We start from the raw sequence: 25,906 nt of genomic DNA, 5'->3' as shown, positions 1-25,906 counted from the left end.
GCGGGTGTCACGGTTGCCGGCAACACTGTACCGCTCAACGACGCCTACGCCGGCCTGGTGGGCCGCGTCGCCAGCGCCAGCCGGCAGAATCAGGCGGATCTGCGCGCCGCGACCACGGTGGCCGAACAGGCTCAGGCCCAGCGCGACAGCGTCAGCGCGGTCAACCTGGACGAGGAGGCCGTCAACCTCATGGCTTACGAGCAGGCCTACCAGGCCAACATGAAAGTCATCAGCACTTCCAACGATCTGTTCAACGCCGTACTGGCGATGTTCTGAGCCGGCGCGAGCCGATTCGACTGACGAGTAAAGACACCATGCGCATCTCCAACGCCCAGATCACCGCCATGATGCACGGCTCGATGAACACCAGCTCCGAGAAGCTCGGCAAGCTGATGCAGCAGATGGCCACCGGCGAGCGCATGCTGCTGCCCTCGGATGACCCGATCTCTGCCGTGCGCGTGCTGCGCATCCAGCGCGAGGAAGCGACGCTAACCCAGTACCGCACCAACATCGCCAACGTGTCCGGTAACCTGTCCAAGCAGGAAGCCAACCTCAAGGCGGCGTCGGACACCATGCTCAACGTGCGCGACCTGCTGCTGTGGGCCGCCAACGGCAGCAACACCAGTGAAGACCTGGCCGCCATCGCCAACGAAATGGGCAATCTGGAAAGGACCATTCTCAGCTTCGCCAACGTGCGCGACGAAGAGGGTCGTTATCTGTTCTCCGGCACCCTTAGCGATCGGCCGGCAATTACCTTCGACGCGGCCACCCAGAGCTACCAACTGACCGGCAACGATCAATACCGCCAGGCGGCAGTCGCCAATGGCGTGCTGGTCGAGGAGAATGTGACCGCTGCGCAGGTGTTCGGTGGCGGCGTCGGCATGCTCAACGACCTCAACGCGCTGGTCAAAATGCTCGCCGACCCGGCACTGGATGCCAACGATCCGGCAGTACAGGCTTCGATCAGCGCTACGCTGAACAGCCTCGACGCGACCCATGGCGACCTGCTCGGTGCGGTCTCGGAACTGGGCGGACGGCAGAACACCCTGACACTGTTGTCGAGCAGCAACGAGGACGTCTCGCTGGTGAACCAGAAGATCGATGGCGAGCTGTCGCAACTCGATTACGCCACCGCCAGCATCGACCTGAACAACTATCAGCTGTCGTTGCAGGCGACGCAGAAAACCTATTTGAAGATCAACGGGCTGTCGCTGTTCGGCATGCTCTGACCGAGGTAGCGTGAATGAAGATTGGCAAGCAGCTCCCCGCTGTTTCCGCAATCAACCCACAGGAGCGCCGTGAGGCGCTGTTGCGGGATGCGCCTGCGCCGCTGCGGACCGGTGCGCCGGCCGAAATGCCGCACACCGAGACGACGCCCAGCAAGAACACCAGCTTCAGCCTGCAGCTCAATCAGCAGCTGTCTTCGATGCAGTCCGCCGACAGCTACCTGGGCGATCTGCAGACACGCCTGTCGCAACTCAAACTGAATCTGAGCCGCCAGATCAGCTCGCCGCAGCCAAACGGCGAGGAAAGCATCCGCCAGACCGTGCAGCAGGTTGGCGAGTTGCTCAAGGAACGCAGCAAACGCTCCGGCAATTCCCTGGACGCCAATCTCAAACTGCGCCTGACCGAACCGGTACGCAGCCGTTTCAGCCTGCAGGGGCTGGAGTCGCTGGAAAAGATTCGCCAGTCAGGCCGCGAGACGCTGCTGTTCAGTGGCGGTCGGCAACTGGCCGAACCGGTGGCCGTGGTGCTCGATGACGAGATGAGCGACGAGCAGATCTTGCGCCGCTTCAACGGCAGCCTCGGCCAGGCCGGGATTCGCGCCGAGCTGGATCAGCACGGCGAGCTGAAATTCTCCGCCCGCGAAGGTGACTGGCAGAAGCTCAAGGACCAGCTGGCGGTGCAGGGCGAAGGCAAGCTGTTCGACAAAGGCCGATACGTCCGCGTGCAGAGCGAGGACGAGCAGCTGCTGAGCTTCCCCGAAGAGCTGCAGCTCGATTCCTTCCGCGAGCTGCGCCGTCTGCTCGATTCGGTGGTGGCCGGGCTCGACAAGGTCACCGCGCTGCGCGAGCAACTGAGCAATCGGCAGCAGGAGATCCGCGAGTTTCTCGCCCGCCAGGCCCACGCCGACGAAAAGCAGTGGGCGATGGACTTCTCCCGCTCGGTGTTCAACCTGATGCAGCGCAGCCCTTCCAGCTACGCGGCGGTCACCCAGACCGTCGTGGCCCAGGCGACCATCAGCCGCTTCGCGGTGGTCAGTCTGCTCTCCTGATCGATCCCTGCCGGGCCCGCCTTGCTTACGGCCCGGTGCGATCGATAAATTTCACATCCGAAGGTCGTCCCATCGGTAGCGTCTGCACGGTATCGCCCAGCTTGCCGCTGTCGGGGTCGCGCGCCAGTACCACCAGCGCATCACTCTTCTGATTGGCGATGATCATGAACTGGCCGCTTGGGTCGATGGCGAATTCCCGCGGCTCGCGACCCTCACTGTCGCGCTGCTGGATCTCGCGCAGGGTGTCGTTCTCCTCGATGGCGTAGACCATGATGCGGTTCTTCTCGGCGCGGTCACTGACGTAGAGAAAGCGGCCATCGGGCGATGGGTGGATGGCGCCCGGCGAATGCTGACTGACGTCGCCGCCCGCCGCCAGATCCACCAGCTGGCGCTGCACCAGGGTTCCGTCGACATGATCGAAGCGCGCCACCTGCGCGCTCAGTTCCAGCGTCGCGTAGGCCTGGCTGCCATCCGGGCTGAACACCAGATGACGCGGGCCGCTGCCGTCCGGCAGGCTGATAAAGTCTGGCTCGGCGGGAGACAACGGGCGCTCGGCGTTGGTCGGGTCGTAGCGATAGACGAAAATCTTGTCGGCGCCCAGATCGCTGACGAACAACGTCTTGCCATCGGGCGACATCACCGCCGAGTGCACATGAGGCGATTGCTGGCGCTTCGGGTGCACTTCGCTGGCCTTGTGCGTGGCGATCTGAGTGACCGGTAACAGGGTTCCGTCCTTGGCCAGCGGCATCACCGCGAGGCTGCCACCCGGATTTGCTCGCGAGCCGTAGTTGGAGACGAACAGATAGCGCCCGTCGCGGCTCTGGCTCAGATGCGTGGGCTCGTCGCCGAGGGTGATCTGCTGTTCCAGTGGCGACAGCTTATTGCTGGCCGGGGCCATGATGAAGGCGCTGACCCGGCCCACCGGATCCGGCTGCCCCGGTCCATTCTCGTTCACCGCATAGAGTCGGTTGCGTTTCAGGTCCAGGGTCAACCAGGACGGATTGTCAGTCCGCACGACCTGCAGCGGTTGCGCTTCGATCTGGCCGCTTTCGGCATCGAACTGCATGCGGTAAATCCCTTCGCTGTTACCTTCGCTGGTGTAGCTACCAACCAGAACTTGATACATGGGTGCTGCTACTCCCGAGGTGCTGAATGCCAAGAGGGCGGCGGCAATGCCGAGGCGTTGCCGCCGCAGTAGGCCGCGCAATGAACTGCGCATGGGCTGCTCCGTCATGTCGATGGGGCGTGCGCCCCTGATCTGAATTGGAGCGCTGAAGCGGAAAAAGTTTTCTCAGCGGTGTCGATTTCTCTCAACGCCCTTCGACCAGAGATAAACAGCTAACGCCCTGGGGCTTCCGTGATGCGCTATCTCTGCCTGGTCTACCTGAACGAAGACGCCGTGGCCGCACTCTCGCCAAGCGCCCACGCCGCGCTCAATGCCGAGTGCTGTGAGTACCACGCGCTGCTGCGACGCAGCGGCGAGTTGATCGTTGGCGAAGCGATGCAGCCGGTATTGAGCACGACCACCCTGCGCCGGCAGGGCGATCACCTGCTCCTGCGCGACGGGCCGGTGCGCGACAGCTCGGAGCAGCCTGCTGCCATCTATCTGTTCGAAACCCCGGACCTCAACGACGCGATCCGCCTGGCCTCACGCCTGCCAGGAGCACGGCTGGGCTGTGTCGAAGTACGTGCGCTCCGCTCACGCGCGCCGCCGTGAGGCTGAGCGATTGCGATCCGCCCGTAACATCAACCAAGAGGACGCCACCATGAACACCGTCACCCAAACGCAGGACGAAACCCGGATTCGCCAACTCACCGAAACCTTCGAAAAGGCCACTGTACGCAAGGACCTGAACACCATCATGGCGCAGTACGCCGCAGACGTACGGGCCTTCGATGCGGTCGGTCCGCTGCAATTCAAGGGCGCCGACGCGTATCGCCAGCACTGGCAGAGCTGCTTTGATTTTTGCCAGGGCGAGGGCTATTTCGAAATCAGCGAGCTTGAAATCAACGTCAGCGGGGACCTGGCCTATAGTCATTTTCTGAGCCATTGCGGCGGCACCGATGAAAAAGGCGAAATGCAGTCCGGATGGATGCGCGGCAGCCGCTGCTGGCGCCGGCAGGATGGCGACTGGAAGGTCGTCCATGAGCATTTTTCGATGCCATTCGACATGGCGAGCGGGCAAGTCAACTTCGGTATCGAACCCGAACCACAGGTTGGCAGAGTCAGTTGATCGGCCCCTTCGTCCCGTCGTCACTGTCAGCACGGCAGCCGGCGGGCGCTACCGGAGAACGAAATGAAATACCTGTGCCTGGTCTATTGCGACGAGCAGCGCGTGAACTCGATGACCGACGAGCAGTGGGCGGCGTTGGTCGAGCAATGCATCGCCAACGGTGAACGGCTGAAGGAAAGCGGCCAGTTCATCGCCGGCGAGCCGCTGCAGTCGGTGCGTACCGCCAAAACCGTGCGGGTCCGCGAGGGTGCGGTTTCGGTGGTCGACGGCCCGTTCGCCGAAACCCGTGAACAGCTGGCAGGCTTCTACCTGATCGAAGCGCAGGACTTGGATGAGGTTCTGCGGCTGGCGGCAAAGATCCCGCCCGCGCAATTGGGCAGCATCGAAGTTCGCCCGTTGCGCCAGCTGCCCGATCGTTGATCGATGCCTGAGCGGGGCATGCCGCGCTCGCCCGAACGTGTCGGTAATGGGCCGACGCTGGTTGAAATCGACACGCTGTATCGCACTCAATCGCGGCGGGTGTTGGCGACGCTGATTCGTCTGCTGGGTGATTTCGACCTGGCCGAGGAAGCGCTGCATGACGCCTTTATCGCGGCGGTGCAGCAGTGGCCGCGTGACGGTCTGCCTTCCAATCCTCGCGCCTGGCTGGTCTCGGCTGGTCGCTTCAAGGCCATCGACGGGCTGCGGCGGCGGGCGCGTTTCGATGCATCGCTGAGCCTGTTGGCCGATCAGCTCGACGGCCGCGACGAACCGGAATGGGAGCGCGAAGACCTCGAAGATGATCGCCTGCGACTGATCTTCACCTGCTGCCATCCGGCGTTACCGGCCGATGCGCAGGTGGCGCTGACGCTGCGCGAGGTCTGCGATCTCAAAACCGAAGAGATCGCCCGCGCCTTTCTCGCCTCACCCAGCACCATTGCCCAACGCATCGTCCGCGCCAAGCAGAAGATCCGCGAGGCGGGCATTCCCTACCGAGTGCCTACACGAGACGAGCTACCGGCTCGGTTGGATAACGTGTTGCGGGTGATCTATCTGGTCTTCAACGAAGGTTATTCCGCCTCCAGCGGCCGTGAGCTAACCCGTGCCGACCTCAGCGCCGAGGCGATCCGTCTCGGTCGCCTGCTGCTGGAGCTGTTGCCCGACCCGGAACTGATGGGGTTGCTGGCGCTGATGCTGCTACACGACTCGCGCCGCGCCGCGCGGACCGATGAGGCGGGCAAGCTGGTGCGCCTCGACGAGCAGGACCGCAGCCGCTGGAGCCAGGCGCAGATCGCTGAAGGCGCCGCGCTGGTAGAGCGGGCGCTCGCCTCCAGGCGCTTCGGCCCTTACACCGTGCAAGCCGCCATCGTTGCCGTGCATGCCGAGGCCGCGTCTGCGGCGCAGACGGATTGGGCGCAAATCGTGGGGCTTTATGACCTGCTGCTGCGTATCAGCCCGTCGCCGGTCATCGAACTCAATCGAGCTGTGGCCCTGGCAATGCGTGACGGCGCCGAGGTCGGGCTGGCGGCCATCGACAGGCTGTTGGCCCGAGGCGAGCTGCATGATTACCATCTGCTGCACTCAGCCCGAGCTGACTTCTGCCGCCGACTGGGTCGCCTGGATGAGGCCCGTGCGGCCTACCGAACCGCGTTAGCCCTGGCGCAACTGGAGCCGGAAAAGCGCTTCTTGCAGCAGCGCCTCGATGAGCTGGATGCCGGGCAGCGCGAGGCGTGAAAGCGATCGCGAGCAAGCTCGCTCCTACAGGTCGAGGTTCCCGAAGCAGTGGTAGGGATATCCATGAGTTCACGGGTATCGCCAGGAGCAATCGTCCTGTACCGACGCTCCCACCACATGCGCTACGCAGGGCGCAGGTAGGATCAGCTGTCGCTGCTGCCCGCAGGCAGGTAATCGCTGCGGCTCAGCCCGTGGCGTTGCATCTTTTCGTTGAGTGTGCGGCGGGGCAGCTGCAGTTGCGTCATGACTTCGCTGATGTTGCCTTTGTGCTGTTGCAGGGCGCTGTGCAGGCACTGGGCTTCGAAGGCTTCCATCTGATCGGCCAGTGACGTGCCGGCGACGGCTGTCGGAGCCGTGGTTGGAGGCGGCGGCGTCAGGCCCAGGGCATGCCGTTCGGCGGCGTTGATCAGCTCGCGGACGTTGCCGGGCCAATCATGGCTGAGCAGCTGCGCCAGTTCGGCCGGGCTGGCCGGGACCGGATCGCGGCCATGACGCTGCGCGGCCTGGGTGGCGAAGTGATCGAACAGCAGCGGGATGTCTTCGCGACGGTCGCGCAGCGGCGGGATATGCAGTTCGGCGACATTCAGGCGGTACAGCAGGTCTTCGCGAAAACGCCCGCCACGCACTTCTTCCAGCAGGTCCGGTTTGGCCGCGCTGATCACCCGCAGGTCGACCTCGATGCTGCGGTTCGAACCCAGACGTTCAAGGGTCTTTTCCTGCAGCACGCGCAGTAGCTTGACCTGCTGGGCCAGCGGCATGCTTTCGATCTCGTCGAGGAACAGCGTGCCGCCGTGGGCATGCTCGATGCGGCCGATGCGTTTACCCTGCGCGCCGGTGAAGGCGCCGCTCTCGTGGCCAAACAGCTCGCTTTCGAAGATGGTCTCGGGGATGGCCGCGCAATTCAGCGCGACAAAGGGGTTGCGCGCGCGCGGGCTGAAGTCATGCAGGCAGCGTGCAACCTGTTCCTTGCCGCTGCCGGTGTCGCCGCGGATCAGTACATTGACATCGGTGCCGGCCAGCTCCAGCACCTGGCGCCGCAGGTGTTCCATGGCCCGCGAGACGCCCAACAGCATCGACTCGATGCGGCCCTTGCGGGTGAATTGCTCGCGCAGCTGGCGGTTTTCGCAGACCAGCCGGCGCTTGTCCTGGGCGCGGCGCACGCTGTCGAGCAGGCGTTCCGGGGTGAAGGGCTTCTCGATGAAATCGTAGGCACCCTGGCGCAGTGCCTGGACCGCCATCGGCACGTCGCCATGGCCGGTGACCATGATTACTGGCAGCTCCGGGTCCAGCGCCACCAGCCGCTCCAGCAGGCCGAGGCCGTCGAGATCTGGCATGCGCACGTCGCTGATCAGCACGCCGGGAAAACCCCGGTCGACGATAGCCAGCGCTTCGTGGGCGCGGGCGCAGGTGCGCACGCTAAAGCCGGACAGCTCCAGCCACTGCTGCACCGCCTGACGGATCGCTGCTTCGTCGTCGATAAAGATGACCTGACCGCTCATGTCTCGCTCCTTATGCCTGCTGCCAGTCTACTCGTCGACAGGTTCGGCTGCCGGCAGGTGCAGCACGAACACCGCGCCGAGGGCGTCGTTGCACACCTCCAGGTCGCCACCGAGATCGCGCACGATGCCGTAGGAAACGGCCAATCCCAAGCCGAGGCCCTGGCCGACCGGTTTGGTGGTGAAAAAGGGTTCGAAGACCTGATCCAGATGTTCACTGGCGATGCCGCCGCCGCTGTCGGCAACGCTCAGCGTCCAGCTCTGGCGGTCACGTTGGCAGTCGATGCGCAGTTGACGGACCTGACAGCCCTGCATGGCATCGAGCGCGTTGGTCAGCAGGTTGATCAGTACCTGTTCCAGACGGATGCCGTCGCCGCTGACCCAGGCGTCAGCCGGTATCTGCAGCAACACATCGACGCCGTCGCTACGGATGCGCGGGCCGAGCAATTGCAGTGCCTGCTCCAGTACATCGGCCAGGTTCAATCGCTGACGCAGGCCGGCGGGGCTTTTGCGTGCGAAGGTTTTCAGGTGGCTGGTCAGCGCCGCCATCCGTTCGAGCAACCCTTCGACCTGGCCCAGGCCTTCACGCACAGCCTCGGTGCGGCCGTTGTCGAGCAGTAGCCGCTGGCTGGCCAGCTGCATGCGCAGGGCCGTCAGGGGCTGGTTGATTTCATGGGCGAGGGCGGCGGACATCTGGCCCAGGGCGGCCATGCGGGCGGCGTGTACCAGCTCGTCCTGCGCCGTATTCAGCTCGCGGGTACGCTCTTCGACCAAGCGCTCCAGTTCGTTGCGGCTGCGTTGCTCGACCCGACGGGTCTTGCGCCGCTGGGCCAGGTACAAGAGCAGGAACGCGAGCGTCATCCACACGCCCGCTGCGGCCAGGCGGTAACTGCGGACGTTGGCAGCTACCAGTTGCGGCTCCTGCAACAGGTGCAGGGTCCAGTCTTCTTCCGGCAACTCCAGGCGTTGCCACAGGTAATCGCGGCGACCATCGGGCCCGTCGACCAGGCGCCGCTCGCTGTTCTCGGTGATGCGCTGCAGGCTCTGGCTCACCAGCGGCTGCAGGTTCTGCTCAGCGTAACGGCGCACCGCAACGAGGCGGTCGCGTACCGCTTCGCTCAGCGGGCGTAGATAGCGGAAGCGCCAGGCGGGGCGGTTGGTGAGAATGACGATATCCAGCGAATCGGTGATCAGCAGAATGCCCGACTGCCCGACCCACTCGCGCTGCATCTCTTCCAGCTCCAGCTTGACCACCAGCACACCGATCACCTCACCAGCGCCGTTTTTCACCGAGCTGGACAGAAAGTAACCGGGGATGCCGGTGGTCACGCCGACGGCGAAGTAGCGCCCGGAGTCGTTCGCCAGCGCATCGAGGAAATACGGACGGAAGGCGTAGTTGTTCCCAACAAAGCTGCTCCAGTCGCGCCAGTTGCTCGCCGCGAGGGTTTCGCCATGGCGGTCGAGCAGGTAGAGCACCGAGGAGCCCGCGGCCTGATTCTGCTCCTCCAGCCGCTGGTTGAGTTGCTCGCGCAGGGCCTGATCGCCGGGGTTGTTCAGCAGCGCCTGGATGTCACTGTCCAGTGCCAACAACGCCGGTACCGAGCGGAAACGCTGCACCTGCGTATGGATCGCCTGAGCGTACAGATCGAGCTGGCCGGCCGCTTCCTGGCTGCGCTCGGCCCAGGCACGCCGCTCGGCGATGCGCCCGGCCCCGTACATGCTCAGCAGCAGCCCAACGATGATCAGCAAGACGATGAGAACGACACGGAGGCGGCTGGAGAGGGCAGGCATGGCGGGCTCGCTATGAGGATTTCGCATGGTAAGCCAAAGTGCCTGCATGATGGTTTGCCGTGTCGCTGATCGGCTGCCGGGGGCGAGCGGGTCGCGATGACGAGTGGGTTTCGGTATCCTTGCCGGCCTTTTCGGTGCCCTCGATCACCGAAATCTCCATGAGAGCCGAGATCCGTGACCTGGCTGCCTGGCCCGCCATAGCGCAACACCCCCAATGTCTGACGGCGACCGCGTGCATGGGCGCGGTTGTGTTCTGTCGTGCGCCGCGCCTGATGTGCGTGGACTGCACCCATACTCGAATTTGAAACTAGCCTCGTATCAACCGCATAGCGTTTCGGCGCGCAGGTTGTGCTTATGTTCTGGATACCCCGATGCTCCACTCGATCAAGCAAAACTGGTTCGGCAACATTCGTGGCGACGTGCTTTCCGGTCTCGTCGTCGCCCTCGCTCTGATTCCTGAGGCGATTGCCTTCTCGATCATCGCCGGTGTCGATCCGCGGGTCGGTCTTTACGCGTCCTTCTGCATCGCGGTTGTGATCGCCTTCGCCGGCGGCCGCCCAGGCATGATTTCGGCGGCCACCGGCGCCATGGCGCTGCTGATGGTGACGCTGGTTCGCGATCATGGTTTGCAGTATCTGATGGCGGCGACCCTGCTCTGCGGCGTGCTGCAGATCGGCGCGGGCTACCTGCGCCTCGGCTCGCTGATGCGTTTCGTCTCGCGCTCGGTGGTCACCGGTTTCGTCAACGCGCTGGCCATCCTGATCTTCATGGCGCAGTTGCCGGAGCTGACGGACGTCACCTGGCATGTCTACGCGATGACCGCTGCCGGTCTGGGCATCATCTACCTGTTCCCCTATGTGCCAAAGATCGGTCGAATCATTCCTTCGCCGCTGGTATGCATCCTTACGTTGACCGCCGTGGCCATCTACCTGGGGCTGGACATCCGCACCGTTGGTGACATGGGCGATTTGCCCGATACGCTGCCGGTATTCCTCTGGCCAGACGTGCCGCTGAGCTTCGAGACCCTGGCGATCATCTTCCCGTACTCCGCCGCGCTGGCGGTGGTGGGCCTGCTGGAGTCGCTGATGACGGCGACCATCGTCGATGACCTGACCGACACCGGCAGCGACAAGAACCGCGAGTGCAAGGGGCAGGGTGTCGCCAACATCGTCTCCGGGCTGTTTGGCGGCATGGCGGGTTGCGCGATGATCGGCCAATCGGTGATCAACGTGAAATCTGGTGGTCGCACGCGTTTGTCGACATTGATCGCTGGTGTGGTGCTACTGCTGATGGTGGTGTTTCTCAGTGACTGGGTCGGCCAGATCCCGATGGCCGCGCTGGTGGCGGTGATGATCATGGTGTCCATCGGCACCTTCAGCTGGGATTCGCTGCGCAACCTCAAGCATTACCCGCTCTCCACCAATATCGTCATGGTGGTGACCGTGGTGGTGGTGGTGTTCACCCATAACCTGGCGTACGGCGTGCTGGCCGGCGTGCTGTTGGCAGCGATGTTCTTCGCCAACAAGGTCGGGCACTACCTGCACATCGACTCGGAGCTGGATGACGAAGGCAACCTGCGCACTTATCGCGTGGTGGGCCAGGTGTTCTTCAGTTCGTCAGACAAGTTCACTGCCGCATTCGACTTCAAGGAAGCCGTCGCAAAGGTCGTCATCGACCTCAACCAGGCGCATTTCTGGGACATCACCGCCGTGTCGGCACTCGATAAGGTGGTGCTCAAGTTCCGTCGCGAGGGCACCGAAGTCGAGGTGCTGGGTCTGAATGAAGCCAGCGCGACCATCGTTGACCGCTTCGGTGTCCACGACAAGCCCGACGCCACCGATGGTCTCATCGGTCACTGAGAGGAGAAACGACGATGAATCAGGTATTAGCGTGTATCGACGGTTCCCCACAGGCGGCTGCGGTGTGCGACTGCGCCGCCTGGGCTAGCCTGAAGCTCGGCGCGCCGCTGACCCTGCTGCATGTGCTCGATCATCAGCAGTACCCGGCAGCCGGCAATCTCAGCGGCATCATTGGCCTGGGCAGTCGCGAGTACCTGCTCGAAGAGCTGGCTGCCTTGGACGCCAAGCGCAGCAAGCTGGCGCTGGAAGAAGGCCGGATGATGCTCGACGCGGCCAAGCAGCGCGTCCTTAACGCCGGGGTCATGCAGCCCGAAGCGCGGCAGCGCCATGGCGACCTGGTCGAAAGCCTGCATGAGCTGGAGCGCGACACCCGGCTGCTGGTAATCGGCAAGCAGGGCGAGGACAGCGGCAGCGACCGACAACTGATCGGCAGCCAGCTGGAGAGCGTGATTCGCACCCTGCACCGACCGATCCTGGTCACCCCGGCAAACTTCAGCGTACCGACCAGCGTCATGCTGGCCTTCGATGGCAGCGACACCACCCGCAAGGGCGTCGAAATGATCGCATCGAGCCCGCTGTTCCAGGGCATTCCGATCCATCTGGTGATGATCAGCGAGGATACCGGCGACGGCCGCGCGCTGCTGGAGTCCGCCCGCGATGCGCTGACGGCGGGAGGCTTCGAGGTGCATATCGCGATCCGCGCCGGTGAGGTCGAGCCCACACTACATGCGTACCAGGCCGAGCACGGTATCGACCTGCTGGTGATGGGCGCCTACGGCCATTCGCGGATTCGTCAGTTTCTGGTTGGTAGCACCACCAGCAACATGATCCGCACGACCACCACGCCGCTGCTGTTGTTGCGCTGAGGCTTGAGCCAGCCTGGCGCACCGCAGCCAGGCTGAATGCTACCGATAGATGTCCGCGCGCGACCAGGGCAGTTCGTGAGAGCCGTCGGGCAGCGGCTTGCTGGCAAGGATCTGGTGCAGATTGATCCAGTTGCGGCGGAAACCGTAGGCACAGCCCGCCAGATACACCCGCCAAATGCGCAGCGCCCGCTCGGGGATCATCTGTTGCGCTTCCTCCAGCCGCGACTCCAGCCGTTCGCTCCAGCATTGCAACGTGCGCGCATAGTGCAGACGCAGGCTTTCCACATCGACGATCTCCAGCCCCGACTCGCTGATGCACGAACTGATTGCCGCGAGATGCGGCAGCTCGCCGTGGGGAAACACATAGTGGTTGATGAATTCGCCTGCGCCGTGGCTCACCGGCCTGCCGTCGATATGCCGTGAGGTGATGCCATGATTCATCACCAGCCCGCCGGGGCGCACCAGCGCTGCCAGCTGGCGGCAGTACAACGGCAGATTGGCGTGGCCGACATGTTCGAACATGCCGACGCTGACCACCTTGTCGAACTGGCCGTCCGTGGGCAGGTCGCGGTAGTCCATCACCTCCAGTCGAACCTGTCGCTCAAGCCCTTCGGCGGCGACCCGCTCGCGTCCCAGCTTCAACTGCTCGCGGCTGAGGGTGATGCCGACCACCTCAGCGCCATATTCGCGCGCAGCAAAACGCGCCAGCCCGCCCCAGCCGCAGCCGACATCGAGCAGGCGGTCGCCAGGCTTCAACCGCAGTTTGCGACACAGATGACGCAGCTTGGCTTGCTGCGCCTGGTCGAGGTCTTCACTGCCGGTCTCGAAGTACGCACAGGAATAGACCATGTCGCGGTCGAGCCAGAGCTGATAGAACGCGTTGGACAAGTCGTAGTGATAGGAAATGGCCTCGGCATCGGTGGCCTTGTCATGCGCCTCGCGGGTCGGCAGCGAGGATTCCTCCTCGCCCAGCGCCTTGGTGATCTCATCACCAATACGGATGATCTCCTCAAGCGGCCCGTGCAGGTCGATCTGACCTTCTACATAGGCACCGCCGAGCAGATCGAGGCTGGGGCGGGCGAGCTGCGGTATCAAATTGGGGTCCCTGATCTCCAGCGTCACGCATGGGGCGGGGCCCAGATCCATTTCCTTCCCGTCCCACAAGCGGAGGCGCAGCGGAAGATCCAATTCCTGCAAAATCGGAAGCAATGTCGCCAACATGCTTGATCTCCTTTATTTCGCGTGGGGAAATCCTAGACCAGGATCGCGCCGCTTGCGCTCCATCGGTAGATCGCTTTTGCCTATAGGAACTATTGGAAATATCTAGCGGTTTCGATGCGCGAGAAGTCGTCATGCCGGGAATCGAAAGCGCTTCCGGCGCGACGGTACAAGCGAGGGAGGATCGAATCGTCAGGCGAGAGCCAAGCCACACGACATCTGTTAGCTGTAGCACAACCTCAGCTGCACTATGCTGGGCACCCACATGTCGACCAGCGTAAGGGCACAGCGACGACCGTATTTGACTTTCCTTAACCAAACGCTAGGCGCCACTGGAGGTGGCTCATGCTCCCAATGCTTCTTGCAACGCTGCTTCAGGTTTCCGCTGGTCCGTCTGATGAGTCGTGTTACGGAGCCGCGACGACCCAGTCAGCAATGAACCAATGCGCGGGCGCAGCGCTCAAGGTAGCAGACGCTAGGCTAGATGAATTCTTGAGCACCTACGCAGACAGACTGAGCCCAGAGCAGCGGGAACTGCTACATACCGCTCAATCAGATTGGCAGCAGTTCCGAGAATCGTCCTGTAAGTTCAAGGCTAGTGGGGTTCGCGGTGGAAGTGCATACCGGATGGTTCTTGCTCAATGCCTGGCGTCACAGGCGGAGGCTCGCCTTCTGGAGATGAAGCTGATAGCCAGCTGCCAAGAAGGCGATCTGAGTTGCCCCTCGTATTCTCGGGGGGCACCTCACAATTCATTCAAGGCGAACCTTATTGGCGGGTAGGGTTATTTCGAGCGCTAGGGATCAACATGTGAGTGTGTTTGCCTAACTCTCCTGCGGATAAGCCATGTCACGTTAGCCGACGAGCCGCGATACTTATGCGATCCGAATGAAAAGCCCCAGGCCGAAGCCGCTTCAGCTGGGTAGCTGGAGGTCGCGAAATTCTGGGTTCTCAGAGCGGGAAATGGCGGAAGGCAGTGGGAGTCGAACTCGTTTTCTGGCTCGCAGTTGGCCGGCTGTGTTCGGCTTTGCTAGGCCTGCCCCATGTGAGTGCGAGCTTTGTTCCGCTCTAGATCGCATTGATTTCGCCACTTTTCGACAGTGGCCGAGACACTTTACTGCCTCGGCTATGCGTTTAATGATCGATAATAGTTGTAAAGCAACTTGACAGTGTAATTCATGGCTGCGGATTGGTCTTGTTTCTTGGATTTAAGCTCGGAAGTTGTCATGGTGGCTGCTTTTTCTGCATTCAATGTTGCAGCCATTCTTATTTTAACTAAAATATCGTTTTTTTCTTTGAAATTATGATGCTCTTCGAGCATTTCCAGCAAGGTGCGAATCCCTTGTATTTCCGCGAGCGTTCCCGCGAGCCATTTCTTAGGTTGCTGCTCTTTGTTAGAAAGCCAGTAATCTGCGCATCGAGAATCAAGAGATAAAACTTTTTCAATCGCTTTTGAAACAATGTTGTAGGCTTCGGATCGCTTGGCGACTCTATTGGAATTATAGTAAACAATGTACCATCCAACTATTACCAGCAACGGTGATAATAGTGAAATCCAGTAGGGGGTGTTTTGGTTCATGCTGCAGCCCTTTTTATATACTCATTTATCTCCTGTATGTAGTCTATAAATATAGTTTTTATTTCTAATTTTCGAAACACAACCTCTGCTGGGATTCCGCTCGACCTTACTAGACCACCGAAAGACTCTTCAAGAAAAGATGAACCGTATTCATATCCGTCTTGTACAGAATCTAGATTCACAATTACTTTATCAATTTCTGGGTCTCGAAAAGCAGGTTCAAGAAATTGCTTTCTAAAGGTCTCTCCGTTATCTGTTCCATCTTTTGGATATCGTCCATATGGAGTGAGAGAAAACTTTTGCATATCTATGTATTTAACTGTCATTATTCTTCTCCGAAAACCCATTCAATTAGAGTTCCACCTATGGTGTGATCGTGGTCCACGCTTTCAATGACCTTTCCACGCCTATAAAATATTTTTCCCTTGCCGCTGTAAATTCCAAGATAGTCAGCTGTAGCATTATGCTCAATGGGCTTTTTTATGTTGTCAAAACCCATTCCTCTTCCTTGAATATTTAGGCGGGTAACTCCTGTCTGCATAGCTTTATGTATTTCGCTGCTGTCTGAGCCGGTAAAGGTTTTGTCAGAAATAGATTTTGGTATTCCTGATCCCATGTCATATATGACAACCGCCATATGATTTGTTTTAGGGTCTTTTTGTGCAAACTGCCACCACCGACCGACCATAAATTCATGGAGTGGTTCCTCTGCATGCTTAAATTCTTCATAGGCGTGATGCGCAATATTCAGATAAGCTTCTTGGATAGCAGCTACGATGTGCCTAGGAACTGTTTTGTTAAACTGCTGCCTTAAAAGTCGAATCATGTCCCCTAGTTCATTGGCTGGGTCGCTTCCCGTCTTGTAGGGGTTTTTATTATCTCTCCAGAGTTTCGCGAGCTTTCTTTGGCCTCCAGGTTTGATGGCTGACCAAAGCCCAGAATCAACAATTCGTTTTTTAAGCTTTTTTTCGGTTGGTAAAATTAATTCTATTATTTGGTCGGGGTTGGAGAATAGTTGTGGAGGTGCCCAGCATTGACAGCGCGTTATTTTTGCGAAAAGTATTAAGGCGGCTGCGGCGGTTATCTCTATGGTGGAAGAAAAGTCTAGTTCCACATAATCAAATCGAGTAAATATATGATATTCGAACTCGTCGAAGAACATTACCGTTGAGTTATAATAGGCCTCATCGTAAATGCACAAAACGGGAGGTGCTATTACGAGTGCTCTGGTCTTTTCGATCCGGTTAGGAATGCCTTGGACGTTGCTGTTCAGCATTAGGTGTTCTTCTAAGGATGATTCTATAAATTATATTTAAGCGCTTATCTAGCTTTGTTGCTCTCTATTCATTGCTCGGTTGGCCTCGTCGTAGGCTGGGCTGGGCTGGGCTGGGCTGGGCTGGGCTGGCAGATCTCTGGTCCGATCTGACCGCTCGCCAGCCATAGGGCGTACTTTGGGTACAGCTTGACCAGTACGTCTATTTCTTCGGTGCTGACCCGCACCGCTCCCTTGCTCACGTTCAGCCAACGGCTGTGATCCGTGCCGCTCAGCTGGCTCAGCTTCTTAGGGCCAACCGTCTTGATTAACACACGCGCTCTATCTGCTGAGCTTTCCATATAAAAAAGGCAACCATTTGGCGCAAGGTAACTATTGACCTGAGGGTTGCTCAGGCAACCAGAAAATTGCCGAACATAGTGGAGTAAAGCGGATGGATACGGAAGGTTTTGATCCGCAAAAGCTACGCCGTCAGCAGGTCAGGGCTCACGTTTCCGGCTGGGCAGAAAACGCATGTGCTGCGGCACACCTTCGCGTCTCATTTCATGATGAGCGGCGGCAACATCCTGACCCTGCAAAAGGTCCTGGGCCATGCCTCGCTGAACATGACCATGCGTTATGCCCATCTGGCACCGGACTACCTGAAGGATGTAATCACGCTCGGGCCTATTCGGGGTTTGCGCTATCTGTTTGACACTCAAGCCGACACGGACTCGAACCAGACGCTAAAAGCCTTGTAATCTGACAACCAACCAAGTGCCCAGCTCTGTTCGAGACTACCGATGCTAAGCCGCTATCTAGAACAAACCCGCGCCCGCAAAGGATTCGCCCTGGTCGGTGTGATTTTCCTGACTTTGGCCTTGTAATAGCACTGCTCGAGTCTGGAATAGGCACTTTCATAGGCGTGTTTTTCGGCTTCGTTTTGCTGCTGCCGGCCGTTCTGCTCGGCGTTACCGGCTTTGCCAAGTTCGAGAAAATCCTTTCGAACATATCTTCATTCGGCAACCTTTCGTGAAAACCATCGCTTCGAGCCTGCTTATCAGTTGGGCATAAGCGCCTTTCGGTCGATTGTCTTTTTCGACACCCACGCGCCGGGGCCGCTCCGGTCGTGTGGCTGGAGGCCGCGTTTTTAGGGGCTTTCAGAGTGAGAATTGGCGGAAGGCAGTGGGAGTCGAACCCACCCGGGAACGGCTGCCGCCCCCAACCGGGTTTGAAGCCCGGCCGCACCACCGGATGCGATTGCCTTCCAGAGAGGCCTCGGACGAGGGCTGACTGGAAACTGATAGCAGCCTACCTGAGCTCCGCCTCCGAGGCCAAGGCGCTGTCGGGACGGATTTTGCGTTCATTGCCGAAGCGTCTGGTCAGGCCGATACGGTCGAAATGTTCGAGTAGCTGGATGCTGCGCTTGCGGCCGAGCTGGATGTGGTCGCGGAAGGCGGCGGCGCGGATCACGCCGGCCTGGCGCTCCATATCCAGTATCTGGTTGGCCAGTTGGCGGATGGTCGCGTCGGGGTAGAACAGGTCCTTGACCACTTGTTGCAGCTCGCCGATGCGGGACAGTTTGCGCAGCAGGTGGCGCACCCGCTCTTCCTCGATGTCCAGTTCACCGGCCAGGTCGCGCACCCAGGGCGGGTTGAAGCGGGCTGATTCGAGCAGCGGCCAGAGGCGGGCTTTCAGCGACTCTTCTTCTTCGCTCAGGTGAACGCGGTGCCCTGGAAGATGCAGCCAGGGGCCGTTGGCTTCGATCGTTCCGGCCGCCAGGGTGTGTTCCAGCAGTGCGAGGTAAACAGGCCGTTCCAGCTGCGGCAGCGCGTAGCGGCGCAGGCGGTCGCGGTCGGGGCCGAGCTCATCGGGTTGGGTGTCATGGAAACGTTGCAGCGCCATGACCAGGCTATGTTCGAGGTAGTCCCAGGTGGCGCGCTCGAACAGCCGTGAGCCGAGTCGCGTGTTGATTTCCAGCGCCTCGTCCGGTAAGCGCCAGGTCTGCCGCGGCCGGTTGAACTGGCGCTCCAGCAAGGCGGGCTCCAGGCCGTTGATAGCGCTGGGCAGCAGCGCCGGCAGGATGTCTTCTAGGGTTTCGCCGCCGAGTGCGCGCAGCTGGGCCAGGCGCGCCTGCCGGTGTCGGTTGCGCGGTGGGGCGAAGGGGTCGAGCACCCGGCCGCCGCCTAGGGTGCGCTGCGCTGATTGATCCCGCAGCACCACGCGATCACCGTGCACAGTGTGGGCCGGTGCATTCAGCAGCAGCTGTGCGTGTACATGACCGCCGGGCGCGAGGTATTCGCCTTCCAGCAGGGCGATCCGGCCGGTGACGTCTTGCGCGCCAATATGGATATGCACCGGGGTCCAGTGCCGCAACTCGCGGGCTTCGCTGGGCAGCAGGGTGAATTCGATGTCGATGCGCCGGGTGGGTGCCTGCAGCTCGGGCTTCAGCAGCCAGTCGCCGCGGCTGATGTGTTCAACCGCGAGGCGGTCACCCGCGAGGTTCAGGGCGACCCGCTGGCCGGCGCGGGCTTCTTGCGCTGCCTGATTCTGGGCATGCAGCCCGCGTACCCGCACGGTGCGGCCGGTGGGGCTCAGCGCCAGTTCATCGCCGACCTGAACCCTGCCGGCGAAGGCCGTTCCGGTCACCACGACGCCGCTACCGGTAACGCTGAACGCGCGGTCGATGGCGAGGCGGAAATATCCGTCTTCGCTGCGCGCACGCACGTCCGCGGCCTGCTCGATCAGAGCTGCACGAAGCGCATCGACACCCTCGCCGGTAATGCTGGAGACGGGGAAGACTGGGGCTCCAGCCAGCGGGCCGGCATGCAGCAGCGCTTCGATTTGCGTGGTCACTTCGGCAATGCGCGGTGCTTCGACCCGGTCGATCTTGGTCAGCGCGACGAATGCGCGGGGAATGCCCAGTAGCTCGACGATGGCCAGGTGTTCCCGGGTCTGCGGCATTACACCGTCGTCGGCGGCAACCACCAGCAATACGCAGTCGATGCCACATGCGCCGGCCAGCATGTTGTGCACGAAGCGCTCGTGGCCGGGCACGTCGATGAAGCCGGTGAGGTCGGATTCGCCCAGCGAGGCGTAGAGGTAGCCGAGATCGATGGTGATGCCGCGCAGGCGCTCTTCGCGGCGGCGGTCGCCTGCCTGCCCGGTCAGCGCCTTGAGCAGCGCAGTCTTGCCATGGTCGATATGGCCGGCGGTGCCGATGATCATGGCGCGAGCTCCCGCTGCAGATGTGGCAGTTGTTCCAGCAGTGCCGGCTCGTCGTCCAGCTGCCGCAGGTCGAGCCAGAGCGCGTCGTCGGCGATCCGGCCGAGAATCGGGATCGGTAGGCAGCGCAGCGCTTCTTCCAACTGACGCAAGCTGCGACCACGCAGGCGCCTGGGTTGCAGCGGGCGGATGCACAGGGCGGCGCTGGGCAGACGTGCTACCGGCTGCGCGCCACTGCCGATCATGCCGAGTGCATCGCTCGCGGTGACCTGCCAGGTCTCGCCAAGTGCGCCGGCCAGCACCGGTGCGAGCCGTTCGGCTTGTGCGCGTATGTCCGCTTGCGGGCGACTCAACAGGCGCAGGCTGGTCAAGCGCTCACCGAGGCGATCGGGGTCCCGGTAGAGATTGAGCACCGCTTCGAGCGCCGCCAGGGTCAGCTTGTCGACGCGCAGCGCGCGCTTGAGCGGGTTCTTCTTGATCTTCTGAATCAGCTCGCGGCGGCCGACGATCAGGCCCGCCTGTGGGCCGCCGAGCAGCTTGTCGCCGCTGAAGGTGACGATGTCGGCGCCGTCACGCAGGGCTTCCTGCACGGTGGGCTCCTTCGGCAGGCCCCAGCGCGACAGGTCGACTAGGCTGCCACTGCCCAGGTCTTCGAGCAGCGGCAGGTTATGGGCGTGGGCAATGGCGGCGAGCTCGGTCGTGGCGACGTTGGCGGTAAAGCCCTGCACGCTGTAGTTGCTGGTGTGCACGCGCATCAACAAGCCACTGCGCGGGCCGATGGCGTTTTCGTAATCGCGCGCGTGGGTGCGATTGGTCGTGCCCACCTCGTGCAGCTTCACACCGGCACGGGCCATGATGTCGGGAATGCGAAAGGCGCCGCCGATTTCGATCAGCTCGCCGCGCGAGATGATGCCCTCCTTGCGGGCGCCGAGGCTGTTCAACGCCAGCAGCACGGCAGCCGCGTTGTTGTTGACGACGGTAACGGCTTCGGCACCGGTCAGTTCGCGGATCAACCCTTCGATCAGATCATCTCGGTCGCCACGCTTACCGCTGGCCAGGTCAAGCTCCAGATTCATCGGGTAGCGCGCCGCGAGGGTGATCGCCTCGATGGCTTCATCCGGTAGCAGGGCGCGGCCGAGGTTGGTATGCAGGACCGTGCCGGTCAGGTTGAACACCCGGCGTACGCGGCTGCGATGCTGGTTGGCCAGACGTTCACCGGCGCGGCCGGCGAGCACGGCTTCGGACAGCTCCGGCGCGGCGAGCTGGCCCTGACGAACCGGCTCGCGCAGCTCGTCGAGCAAGTCGCGCAGGGTCCCGACTAGCGCCTCGCGGCCATAGCGTCGTTGCAGCGGCTCGCAGGCAGGCGCGCGCAACAGACGGTCGACCGAGGGCAGGCGAACGCTGCTCATGGCTGGCGTTTCGAATGATGAGGCGATACGGAGAGTGCGGGCGTCGCGCCAATCGTGTCGACTGCGCTGAACGCTGTTGCGAGGTTGCCTGACACGCAGGACTCCATTTTTATATTTCGCGAGCAGCATAGACGTTCAAATCGGCACAGGGTTCAGTCAGCCCTCATGTTGTTCCTGGCGCAGAAATGAAAAACCCGGGCAAGCCCGGGTCCTTCATTCGTCTACGCGCGTCAGGCGTTTTGGCGGATTCCCGCGACCAGCCATGGCTGGTTCTCGCCTTGTGCGCGCTCCATGCGCCAGCTTTCGCTGAAGGGTTCGCCCTGGTCGAAGCGCGAGTTCTTCGATACGCCCACGAAGGTGAGGGTGGCGACGGTCTTGTCGGCCTGATCGTCGACGCCGTCGAGCTGAATCTGCAGGTCGTCAATGAAGGTGGACTGATAGGCATCGCCAATTTCAGCACGTTCGCGCTTGAGGAATTCGAACAGCTGAGGCGTGACGAACTCGCTGATCTTGTCCATTTCGTTGGCATCCCAGTGCTGCTGGAGCGACAGGAAATGCTCGCGCGCTGCGGCAACGAAATTCTGCTCGTTGAACCAGGCGGGCGCATTGATCACCGGTGCAGCCGCTGCGGATGTAGCGCTGCCACCGAAGATCGACGGCTGCGCAGGCATCTCGCGCTGCATCGGCGCATGTCCGTGCCCTGCCATGGCTGGCTGCTGCTGGCGACGACGCGCGGCGAGGAAGCGGAACAGCAGGAAGGCGATGCCGCCGAAGATCAGGATGTCCATGAACTGGATGCCTTCGAAGCCATCACCCATGAACATCGAAGCCAACAAGCCACCGGCAGCGAGGCCGGCCAGCGGGCCGAGCCAGCGCGACGCACCACTGGCGGCGGCCGGTGTCTTGCCTGCCTGCGTTGGCGCAGCCTGGGTTTGCTTAGGCGCCTGGCGGGTCTGATGGCTCGGTGCCGAGCCGAAGCTCTTGCCACCACCGAAACGCTTGGCGTGGGCGTCGAGGCTGAACGTCAGGCTGAGGCACAGCGCCATGAAGAGGCTAAGCACAGATTTCATTAAGTGTTTCCATATTGGGTGAGGTACGCGCGCCATGTTGCACAGAGGGGCGATACAACGCCAGAGGTAAGTGTTTCAGGCTTTTGCGTTTACGCGACGGCACTTTGGTTTCGATTCGTCGATTTCATCGACCCTCTCACCGCAGCCATCACCTGCACCCTGTTCCTGCAGGATTGCACCCCGCATCTGGCCGAGGGGCAGAAACGCGAGCGGGCGATTTATGAAGAGAAGGGTTTGCTGGTCAAGGAGAAGCGTGTGGGTACTGCGGCTGTGCTGGGGATCTTTCCGGGCGCGGGCTATTTCTGCACCCATTCGCGAGCAGCGCGCCATCGAAGCCAAGTACGCGGCGTATTGATCCTGGAGAAGCGGCAGTCTTCAAGGCTGGGAAGGAGGGGGTACCGACAAGCGGTACGCCCTCTTCAGGCAATAAGCGAATACTTAGCGCCAGTTGTACAGTTCTTTCTCGGAAATCTCGTGCATCGGCTTGACCTGAGCCTGGAAGGCTTTCATCGACGCCCAGATGCGACCGTTCAGCTCGCTTTGCGCGGCCAGTTCACCGAGGACGACGTCCGATTGCTCGCGCATCGCGGCCAGTACTTCGTCGGGGAAACGCTTGAGCTGGGTACCCTGCTGCTTGAGCTGCTCGAGCGCCAGGGCGTTGTTGTAGACATAGTCGTCGATCATGTCGCGGCTGGCGGCGAGCGCAGCTTCGGTGAGAATCGCGCGTAGGTCATCCGGCAGGCTGTCGAGGGCCTTCTGGTTGACCAACAGCTCAAGCACAGCCTGAGGTTCCTGCCAGCCGGGGTAGTAGTAGTACTTGGCTGCCTTGTGCAGACCGAAGGCCAGGTCGTTGTACGGGCTGACCCAGTCGGTGGCGTCGATGGCGCCGGTCTGCAGGGCGGTAAACACTTCGCCGCCGGGCATGTTGACGGTGGTCGCGCCGAGACGGCTCAGCACTTCACCGCCCAGGCCGGGGGTCCGGATCTTCAGGCCCTGCAGGTCCTGCAGTGAGTTGATTTCCTTGTTGAACCAGCCGCCCATCTGCATACCGGTGTTGCCGACTACCATCGGCTTCACTCCGTAGGGGGCGTAGGCTTCGTCCCAGAATTCCTGGCCGCCGCCGCGGGTCAGCCAGGCGTTCATCTCGCTGGTCGACAGGCCGAACGGCACCGAGGTGAAGAACTGCGCGGTGGGGACCTTGCCCTTCCAGTAGTAGGCCGCGCCATGGCCGAGTTCGGCGGTGCCACGGGAAACGGCGTCGAACACTTCCAGGGCGGGGACCAGCTCACCGGCGGCGTAGACCTTGATGGTCAGGCGGCCATCACTCATGGCCTCGACCCGATCGGCCAGACGCTGGGCGGCAGTGCCCAGACCTGGGTAGTTCTTCGGCCAGGCGGTGACCATCTTCCAGTTATAAGTCTCGGGCGCTTCGCTGGCGGCAGCCTTGGGCTCGGCGGTGGGTTCGACTTTCTTTTCGTCGTTGCAGCCTGCAAGGCTAAGGGAGGCAAGCAGGGCAGCGGCGGCACCAAACAAGTGACGGCGTTTCATGAATGGCTGTTCCTTTGGCGAATTTTATTAGTATGGGTGTAGGTTGACGTAAACGTCATAGCGCTTCCAGTTTGGCATAACTGAGCATCAACCACTTGCTTCCTTCATCTTCGAAATTCACTTGCACTCGAGCTTGAGCGCCAGAGCCTTCAAAATTCAGGATGGTGCCCTCGCCGAACAGCGAATGACGCACGCGCTGACCGAGGTTGAATGGCGTTTCTGGCACATTGGCGCCGTCGAACAGCGAGCCACCGCTCATGCCCCGGCTATTGAAGCTGCGGCTGACGGTGTTGCTCAGGCGCACTTCGCTGATCAGCGCCGGCGGCACCTCGCGGATAAAGCGCGAGATCTTGTTGTAGGTTTCGCTGCCGTACAGGCGGCGGGTCTCGGCGTAGGTAACGATCAGCTGCTGCATGGCGCGCGTAATGCCGACATAGGCCAGGCGGCGTTCTTCTTCGAGACGGCCGGGCTCCTCCAGGCTCATCTTGTGCGGGAACAGGCCTTCTTCCATGCCGACCAGGAACACCAGCGGGAATTCCAGGCCCTTGGCGCTGTGCAGCGTCATCAGCTGCACGCTGTCCTCGTGGTCGCCGGCCTGCTGCTCGCCCGCTTCCAGCGAGGCGTGATCGAGAAAGGCGGCGAGCGGGGTCTGCTCGTCTTCCTGATCGTCGCTGTAGCTGTCGAAGGCGCGTGCTGCGGACACCAGTTCCTCGAGGTTCTCCACCCGTGCCTGGGCTTTCTCGCCTTTCTCGTCGCGGTGATAGGCCAGCAGCCCGGACTGCTCGATGACCAGCTGCGCCATGTTGTGCAGCTGCATCCCTTCGACTTTCAAGGCAAGCGTGTCGATTAGCTCGACGAAGCCGTTCAGCGCGCTGGCGGCGCGGCCGGACACCACCTTAGTACCGACCGCCTGATGCAGCGCGGCCCACATCGAGGTTTCCTGCTGGCGGGCCAGCTGACGCAGGCATTCGACGGTCTTTTCGCCAATGCCACGTGCGGGCACGTTGATCACCCGTTCCAGCGCCGCATCGTTGTCCCGCGCCTGGATCAAGCGCAGGTAGGCCATGGCGTTCTTGATCTCGGCACGCTCGAAGAAGCGCTGGCCGCCGTAGATGCGATAAGGGATCCGCTCGCGCAGCAGGGCTTCTTCCAGCACCCGCGACTGGGCGTTGGAGCGATAGAGGATGGCGATCTCGCTGCGGCTCATGCCCTCGCGGATGGCTTTCTCGATGCTTTCGACGACATAGCGCGCTTCGTCGTGTTCGTTGAAGGCGGCGTAGAGGCTGATGGGCTGGCCCTCGCAGCCTTCGGTCCACAGTTCCTTGCCCAGGCGACCTTGGTTGTTGGCGATCAGCGCATTGGCGGCCTTGAGGATGCAGGCGGTCGAGCGGTAATTCTGCTCCAGGCGGATGGTTTCGGCGTCCTGGAAGTCTTCGCTGAACTGATGCAGGTTCTCCACCCGAGCGCCCCGCCAGCCGTAGATCGACTGGTCGTCGTCGCCTACCACCATCAGACTGTCGCCGCCCTTGGCCAGCAGGCGCAGCCAGGCGTACTGCACGGCGTTGGTGTCCTGGAACTCGTCCACAAGGATATGGCGGAAGCGTCGCTGATAATGGTCGAGCAGGCCCGGGTTGTCGCGCCACAGGTCCAGCGCGCGCAGCAGCAACTCGGAGAAGTCGATGACCCCGGCGCGAGCGCAGGCCTCTTCATAGGCCTGGTAGATGCTCAACATGGTGGCCAGGAACAGGTCGCCGCTGGGCTGGATATGCTTGGGCCGTAGGCCTTCGTCCTTCTGCCCGTTGATCCACCACTGGGCCTGGCGTGCAGGCCAGCGCTGCTCGTCGAGGCCGAGCTCGCGGATCACCCGCTTGACCAGCCGCTGCTGGTCGTCCGAATCGAGGATCTGGAAGTTCTGCGCCAACTTGGCTTCTTGCCAGTGGGCGCGCAGCAATCGGTGCGCCAGGCCGTGGAATGTGCCGACCCACATGCCTTGCGGGTTCACCTTCATCAGCTGCTCGATGCGCTGGCGCATCTCGGCGGCCGCCTTGTTGGTAAAGGTCACCGACAGGATCGAATGCAGCGAGGCGCGTTCGACCTGATGCAGCCAGGCAATGCGGTGCACCAGTACGCGGGTCTTCCCCGAGCCGGCACCGGCGAGAACCAATTGACGACCCAGCGGCGCGGCCACGGCCTGGCGCTGGGCATCGTTGAGGGAATTCAGGAGGAGAGAGAGATCGTCATGCATGGGCGCCATTCTAGCCGGAAATCCGACCGACCCGCTCGTGCAACGGATAGACGCCAGTGGGGCCGGGGGCGGCTGCATGGCCTGCCTGGGCAAGCGCAGAAATCGCGCATGGCCGGCGCCGGGCGCTG

Annotated in this window: 22 protein-coding genes, 1 tRNA gene and 1 pseudogene; 11 read left to right on the top strand and 13 right to left on the bottom strand. The window is 61.7% G+C overall.

Going from position 1 to position 25,906, the window contains the following annotated elements:
* The 3 genes from PSTU_RS0108225 to PSTU_RS0108215 form a co-directional block, all read left to right on the top strand.
* Positions 1-276: flagellar basal body rod C-terminal domain-containing protein (locus PSTU_RS0108225; protein WP_029404678.1), on the top strand; the 276-nt coding region annotated here is incomplete at its 5' end.
* A 38-nt stretch (positions 277-314) separates the two neighbouring features.
* Positions 315-1,229, top strand: coding sequence for a flagellar hook-associated protein FlgL (gene flgL / locus PSTU_RS0108220; protein ID WP_019340564.1), 915 nt, complete (start codon positions 315-317; stop codon positions 1,227-1,229).
* Between the two features lie 14 nt (positions 1,230-1,243).
* Entirely contained in the window at positions 1,244-2,275 is a 1,032-nt protein-coding gene (locus PSTU_RS0108215; protein WP_019340563.1) for a hypothetical protein, read from the top strand.
* A 25-nt stretch (positions 2,276-2,300) separates the two neighbouring features.
* Here the strand turns inward: PSTU_RS0108215 and PSTU_RS0108210 are convergent, their stop codons facing one another.
* The gene (locus PSTU_RS0108210) at positions 2,301-3,494 is read right to left on the bottom strand and encodes a lactonase family protein (RefSeq protein WP_019340562.1); all 1,194 of its coding nucleotides are present in this window, start codon (positions 3,492-3,494) and stop codon (positions 2,301-2,303) included.
* Between the two features lie 141 nt (positions 3,495-3,635).
* On the opposite strand from PSTU_RS0108210, the gene PSTU_RS0108205 reads away from it, so the two are divergent.
* From PSTU_RS0108205 to PSTU_RS0108190, 4 genes are all read left to right on the top strand, one after another.
* The gene (locus PSTU_RS0108205; RefSeq protein ID WP_019340561.1) at positions 3,636-3,992 is read left to right on the top strand and encodes a YciI family protein; all 357 of its coding nucleotides are present in this window, start codon (positions 3,636-3,638) and stop codon (positions 3,990-3,992) included.
* A 49-nt stretch (positions 3,993-4,041) separates the two neighbouring features.
* Positions 4,042-4,509 carry a YybH family protein gene (locus PSTU_RS0108200; protein WP_019340560.1) on the top strand — a complete coding sequence of 156 codons (468 nt, stop codon included), beginning with the start codon at positions 4,042-4,044 and terminating at the stop codon, positions 4,507-4,509.
* 63 nt (positions 4,510-4,572) lie between these two features.
* Positions 4,573-4,929, top strand: coding sequence for a YciI family protein (locus PSTU_RS0108195; protein WP_019340559.1), 357 nt, complete (start codon positions 4,573-4,575; stop codon positions 4,927-4,929).
* Positions 4,930-4,947: 18 nt separating this feature from the next.
* Positions 4,948-6,222 carry an RNA polymerase sigma factor gene (locus PSTU_RS0108190; RefSeq protein WP_019340558.1) on the top strand — a complete coding sequence of 425 codons (1,275 nt, stop codon included), beginning with the start codon at positions 4,948-4,950 and terminating at the stop codon, positions 6,220-6,222.
* A gap of 143 nt (positions 6,223-6,365) precedes the next feature.
* On the opposite strand, the gene PSTU_RS0108185 is transcribed toward PSTU_RS0108190, so the two are convergent.
* Positions 6,366-7,721: a sigma-54-dependent transcriptional regulator gene (locus PSTU_RS0108185; protein WP_019340557.1), complete on the bottom strand. Its 1,356-nt coding sequence runs from the start codon at positions 7,719-7,721 to the stop codon at positions 6,366-6,368.
* 27 nt (positions 7,722-7,748) lie between these two features.
* Positions 7,749-9,509, bottom strand: coding sequence for a sensor histidine kinase (locus PSTU_RS0108180; RefSeq protein WP_019340556.1), 1,761 nt, complete (start codon positions 9,507-9,509; stop codon positions 7,749-7,751).
* 371 nt (positions 9,510-9,880) lie between these two features.
* Here PSTU_RS0108180 and PSTU_RS0108170 point away from each other — a divergent pair, with 371 nt between their 5' ends.
* On the top strand, positions 9,881-11,368 hold the full coding sequence (locus PSTU_RS0108170; RefSeq protein WP_019340554.1) for a SulP family inorganic anion transporter: 1,488 nt from the start codon (positions 9,881-9,883) through the stop codon (positions 11,366-11,368).
* A gap of 14 nt (positions 11,369-11,382) precedes the next feature.
* Positions 11,383-12,234 carry a universal stress protein gene (locus PSTU_RS0108165; RefSeq protein WP_019340553.1) on the top strand — a complete coding sequence of 284 codons (852 nt, stop codon included), beginning with the start codon at positions 11,383-11,385 and terminating at the stop codon, positions 12,232-12,234.
* 39 nt (positions 12,235-12,273) lie between these two features.
* Here the strand turns inward: PSTU_RS0108165 and cfaB are convergent, their stop codons facing one another.
* The gene (gene cfaB, locus PSTU_RS0108160; RefSeq protein WP_019340552.1) at positions 12,274-13,455 is read right to left on the bottom strand and encodes a C17 cyclopropane fatty acid synthase CfaB; all 1,182 of its coding nucleotides are present in this window, start codon (positions 13,453-13,455) and stop codon (positions 12,274-12,276) included.
* Between the two features lie 342 nt (positions 13,456-13,797).
* Between cfaB and PSTU_RS22265 the strand changes: the two genes are divergently transcribed.
* The gene (locus PSTU_RS22265) at positions 13,798-14,232 is read left to right on the top strand and encodes a lysozyme inhibitor LprI family protein (RefSeq protein WP_019340551.1); all 435 of its coding nucleotides are present in this window, start codon (positions 13,798-13,800) and stop codon (positions 14,230-14,232) included.
* Positions 14,233-14,576: 344 nt separating this feature from the next.
* On the opposite strand, the gene PSTU_RS0108150 is transcribed toward PSTU_RS22265, so the two are convergent.
* The 3 genes from PSTU_RS0108150 to PSTU_RS0108140 are packed head-to-tail and all read right to left on the bottom strand — an operon-like array spanning position 14,577 to position 16,305.
* Positions 14,577-15,029: a hypothetical protein gene (locus PSTU_RS0108150; RefSeq protein WP_019340550.1), complete on the bottom strand. Its 453-nt coding sequence runs from the start codon at positions 15,027-15,029 to the stop codon at positions 14,577-14,579.
* Complete coding sequence (locus PSTU_RS21285) at positions 15,026-15,355, bottom strand: STAS-like domain-containing protein (protein ID WP_157999798.1); 330 nt, start codon at positions 15,353-15,355, stop codon at positions 15,026-15,028. Before PSTU_RS21285 ends, PSTU_RS0108150 begins: the two co-directional genes overlap by 4 nt.
* Positions 15,355-16,305, bottom strand: a complete 951-nt coding sequence (locus tag PSTU_RS0108140) for a hypothetical protein (protein WP_019340548.1) — start codon at positions 16,303-16,305, stop codon at positions 15,355-15,357. Before PSTU_RS0108140 ends, PSTU_RS21285 begins: the two co-directional genes overlap by 1 nt.
* 461 nt (positions 16,306-16,766) lie before the next feature.
* On the opposite strand from PSTU_RS0108140, the pseudogene PSTU_RS0108130 reads away from it, so the two are divergent.
* Positions 16,767-17,042: pseudogene (locus tag PSTU_RS0108130) on the top strand (tyrosine-type recombinase/integrase); the annotation flags it as partial.
* A gap of 412 nt (positions 17,043-17,454) precedes the next feature.
* Here PSTU_RS0108130 and PSTU_RS0108120 read toward each other — a convergent pair.
* From PSTU_RS0108120 to uvrD, 6 genes are all read right to left on the bottom strand, one after another.
* A tRNA-Sec gene (locus PSTU_RS0108120) sits at positions 17,455-17,550 on the bottom strand.
* A gap of 42 nt (positions 17,551-17,592) precedes the next feature.
* The gene (selB, locus tag PSTU_RS0108115) at positions 17,593-19,509 is read right to left on the bottom strand and encodes a selenocysteine-specific translation elongation factor (protein ID WP_019340545.1); all 1,917 of its coding nucleotides are present in this window, start codon (positions 19,507-19,509) and stop codon (positions 17,593-17,595) included.
* The gene (gene selA, locus PSTU_RS0108110; RefSeq protein ID WP_019340544.1) at positions 19,506-20,915 is read right to left on the bottom strand and encodes an L-seryl-tRNA(Sec) selenium transferase; all 1,410 of its coding nucleotides are present in this window, start codon (positions 20,913-20,915) and stop codon (positions 19,506-19,508) included. The genes selB and selA overlap by 4 nt, the downstream gene beginning before the upstream one ends.
* Before the next feature lie 230 nt (positions 20,916-21,145).
* Positions 21,146-21,985: a Tim44 domain-containing protein gene (locus PSTU_RS0108105; RefSeq protein WP_019340543.1), complete on the bottom strand. Its 840-nt coding sequence runs from the start codon at positions 21,983-21,985 to the stop codon at positions 21,146-21,148.
* Between the two features lie 438 nt (positions 21,986-22,423).
* Complete coding sequence (locus PSTU_RS0108095; protein WP_019340541.1) at positions 22,424-23,533, bottom strand: TRAP transporter substrate-binding protein; 1,110 nt, start codon at positions 23,531-23,533, stop codon at positions 22,424-22,426.
* 55 nt (positions 23,534-23,588) lie between these two features.
* The gene (uvrD, locus tag PSTU_RS0108090) at positions 23,589-25,778 is read right to left on the bottom strand and encodes a DNA helicase II (RefSeq protein ID WP_019340540.1); all 2,190 of its coding nucleotides are present in this window, start codon (positions 25,776-25,778) and stop codon (positions 23,589-23,591) included.
* Between the last annotated feature and the right edge of the window lie 128 nt (positions 25,779-25,906).

Origin of the sequence: Stutzerimonas stutzeri SDM-LAC, from assembly GCF_000235745.1 — a bacterium.
GTDB classification, from domain to species: domain Bacteria; phylum Pseudomonadota; class Gammaproteobacteria; order Pseudomonadales; family Pseudomonadaceae; genus Stutzerimonas; species Stutzerimonas stutzeri_H.
The sequence above is the reverse complement of the archived record's forward strand: the minus strand, read 5'-3'. Positions and strand labels throughout refer to the sequence as shown.